This window comes from uncultured Mucilaginibacter sp. (assembly GCF_903913935.1).
In the GTDB taxonomy this organism is placed as follows: domain Bacteria; phylum Bacteroidota; class Bacteroidia; order Sphingobacteriales; family Sphingobacteriaceae; genus Mucilaginibacter.
Genome location: NZ_CAIWNH010000403.1, coordinates 1 through 2680 on the forward strand (window position 1 = coordinate 1; position 2680 = coordinate 2680).

Consider the following 2680-nt stretch of genomic DNA (forward strand, 5'->3'; position numbering starts at 1 on the left):
ATTTCGGTACGAATAAACTGCACAAAATGAAAAGATTAAAATGGAATAGACCAGGAGAAGCTAAAAGTCGACTACCGGCTTTTATTGATGGATTTCCACTGGATTTGGGCAAGATCGCGCTATCGTCGTTAAAAATTCGGGTATCGTCGATTGGATTTGGGTTTCGGGCGATTATGGTATTATAAAACACGTAAAAACCTGCGAATGCATACCACATTAATCAAACTAAAAGAGGGCTGCCGAAACCAGGCGGCCCTCTTATCAGGGGTATTAAACAGGGCGTAAAAGGCAATTCGCCTTCCTGTATCCTATTCTTTTATTTTATAAAAAAGTGGAAGCCCGCGGCAAGCGTAATGCCGTTTTGAGGGATAGAAGCTTTATATGAACTTGAGGTATTACTTACAAGCCCGGCGGCATTGGTAGTTTGCGTGTTAAGTGTGGTGGTATATTTTTGTAAATCGTAACCATAGCCCACGCTAATGTCCAAACCAATATTTTTTTGAATAAAATGTGTTACACCTATTGCGCCCCCGGCCTTAAATACAAACATGCCATTGGTATTTCCGTTTGAACTGGTGGCCGAGTTGTTTGTATACAGTGTTGATCCGTTGGTACTGCCGCCACCGGTGCCTACCGCGGCATCAGCCTGAACAAAAACAAGGGTGTTTTTGGGTTCTGCATCAAAAAAATAATAACGTACAAACGGCCCTGCGGTAAAGGTAGTTGTATTCACAGTGCTGTTATTCGTTAAAAAATTGTCGGTGGTGTTACTAATGTCAGTTTTATTGTGGTCGTAGGCAAGGTTAAGGCTGCCGCCAAAAATTAAATGATCCGTTAAGAAAACCCCTATCGAAGGCGACAAGTTTAACGTATATGCTTTTTGGTCCTGGTTCTTAACGTTGGCGTCTGAATAGGTATAGCTGTAATTGCCAAAATTATACGTGGTACTGCCAATGCCTGTGCCTACAAATAAATTCCCTTTGGCTATCTGCGCTTTAACGCTGGTAATACCAATAAAACATGCGGCAATAATAAAAAATATTTTTTTCATAAAAATTGAATTTTGTTAAGTAATAGAGACACGCAGATGTAACTGTAGTTTAACCGCTGGTATTAGAATGTAATTAGAGTTTTTTGCCGCCCGGATGATTCCCTGGCGTGGCCCTGTGCCGGAAGCGAGGCTGTGATACAGGTAATCGCCTAAAACCTTCCCCCTGTCGATAAATTCCCGGCCGGGGTCGATTTTAAAAAAAAATGACATCAGCGGTGATTAACTTCGGGAACCAAAAGACAAGGTTTATGAATTTTAAAAATCGACTTACCATAAATATCAGCATGCTTATCCTAATTGCTTTAAGCGTTGCCGCCAAATTGCCAGGTAAACAAAGTTCACAAGCCGGCTCAAATGCACAAACACCCGTTACCCGGTCGGCTATTACCTTTGAAATTAAAAACCTGGGTATAAATACAGGGGGATCCATCAGCGGGTTGGTAACAAAAGTCAATTTTACCCCTGCCAGTCTCAGCGCAAGTAGTATTGAAGCATCGGTTGATGTAAATACCATCAACACGGATAATTCCAGCCGGGACGAACACCTGCGTAGCACGGATTTTTTTGACGTTGCACGCTTTCCAAAAATTTCGCTCAAATCCGTAGCGTTTAAGCATAAAAGCGGAAATAACTATGTGGGTACATTTATCCTAATGATTAAGGATAAGTCGAAACAGATTGAGATGCCATTTACTTTTTTAGATAAAGACAATACAATCGGGTTTAAAGGCACTTTTAAAATAAATCGGCTTGATTTTGGGGTGGGCAGTGAAAGCATGATCCTATCCAACGACGTAAACATTACTATCGATTGCGAAGGGAAGAAACAAGAGCCGGCTTAATCGGGTCTTATCGCTTGGTCCTTATTAAAACCATTATTAACTTTAAAGTATCGATCTATAAATATTCGTATCATGAAAAATATAAAACCCCGTCTCATCAGGGTACTCGCTGCTGGTTTACTAATGTCCACCCTGGTTTATACCACCAATAATTGCGCTGCGCAGGCAACACCTGCCCGTACATTGCTTGCCCTTTCAAAAGGCGACCATGTTTTGGCGATCATAGACCCGGTTAGCCTGAAGGTGATTGCGACCGTTCCGGTGGGTTCCGATCCGCATGAAGTAGTAGCTTCGGCTGATGGAAAGACGGCTTATGTTACCATTTATGGCGGTGGCAGCATGCACGAATTGAATGTGATTGACCTGGTAGGGCAGAAGGCTTTACCTACTATTGATACCCGCCCGATGATGGGGCCGCATGGTATTACTTTTGTTGATGACAAAGTATGGTTTACTGCTGAGGGTACCAAAACCGTTGGAAGGTATGACCCCGTTACCGGCAAATTCGACTGGGTGATGGGCACAGGCCAAAGCCGTACGCATATGATCTATGTAGTGCCCGGCGGTAAACGCGTGTACACTACCAACGTTGCTTCGGGCACGGTAAGTATTTTGCAGGACAGCCTTATTGTTTCAAGGCCATTCCCTAACGGCTTTACCCCGCCGCCGCACCACGACTGGGTACAAACGCTGATCCCTGTATCCACAGGATCCGAAGGGTTTGACGTTTCGCCGGACGGTAAGAAATTATGGACAGCTGCATCTGATGACGGCAGCATCGGGGAGA

Annotated in this window: 5 protein-coding genes; 3 read left to right on the forward strand and 2 right to left on the reverse strand. The window is 43.7% G+C overall.

The features are described 5' to 3' along the window. Window positions 1–185: hypothetical protein (locus QZY09_RS16290; protein WP_295674068.1), on the forward strand; the 185-nt coding region annotated here is incomplete at its 5' end. A gap of 131 nt (window positions 186–316) precedes the next feature. Here QZY09_RS16290 and QZY09_RS16295 read toward each other — a convergent pair. Both QZY09_RS16295 and QZY09_RS16300 read right to left on the reverse strand, forming a co-directional pair. Then, complete coding sequence (locus tag QZY09_RS16295) at window positions 317–1051, reverse strand: hypothetical protein (RefSeq protein ID WP_295674069.1); 735 nt, start codon at window positions 1049–1051, stop codon at window positions 317–319. Between the two features lie 15 nt (window positions 1052–1066). Beyond that, a complete protein-coding gene (locus tag QZY09_RS16300; protein ID WP_295674071.1) occupies window positions 1067–1261 on the reverse strand; it encodes a hypothetical protein in 195 nt (64 codons plus the stop codon). Window positions 1262–1335: 74 nt separating this feature from the next. Between QZY09_RS16300 and QZY09_RS16305 the strand changes: the two genes are divergently transcribed. Both QZY09_RS16305 and QZY09_RS16310 read left to right on the forward strand, forming a co-directional pair. After that, entirely contained in the window at window positions 1336–1893 is a 558-nt protein-coding gene (locus QZY09_RS16305) for a YceI family protein (protein ID WP_295674073.1), read from the forward strand. Window positions 1894–1965: 72 nt separating this feature from the next. Then, window positions 1966–2680 (forward strand): YncE family protein (locus tag QZY09_RS16310; RefSeq protein ID WP_295674075.1); only part of this gene is annotated, 715 nt, incomplete at its 3' end.

Coding starts and splice junctions, on each gene's coding strand:
- QZY09_RS16305 (WP_295674073.1), top strand. CDS start 1,336: ATGCTTATCCTAATTGCTTTAAGCGTTGCCGCCAAATTGCCAGGTAAA.
- QZY09_RS16300 (WP_295674071.1), bottom strand. CDS start 1,261: ATGTCATTTTTTTTTAAAATCGACCCCGGCCGGGAATTTATCGACAGG.
- QZY09_RS16295 (WP_295674069.1), bottom strand. CDS start 1,051: ATGAAAAAAATATTTTTTATTATTGCCGCATGTTTTATTGGTATTACC.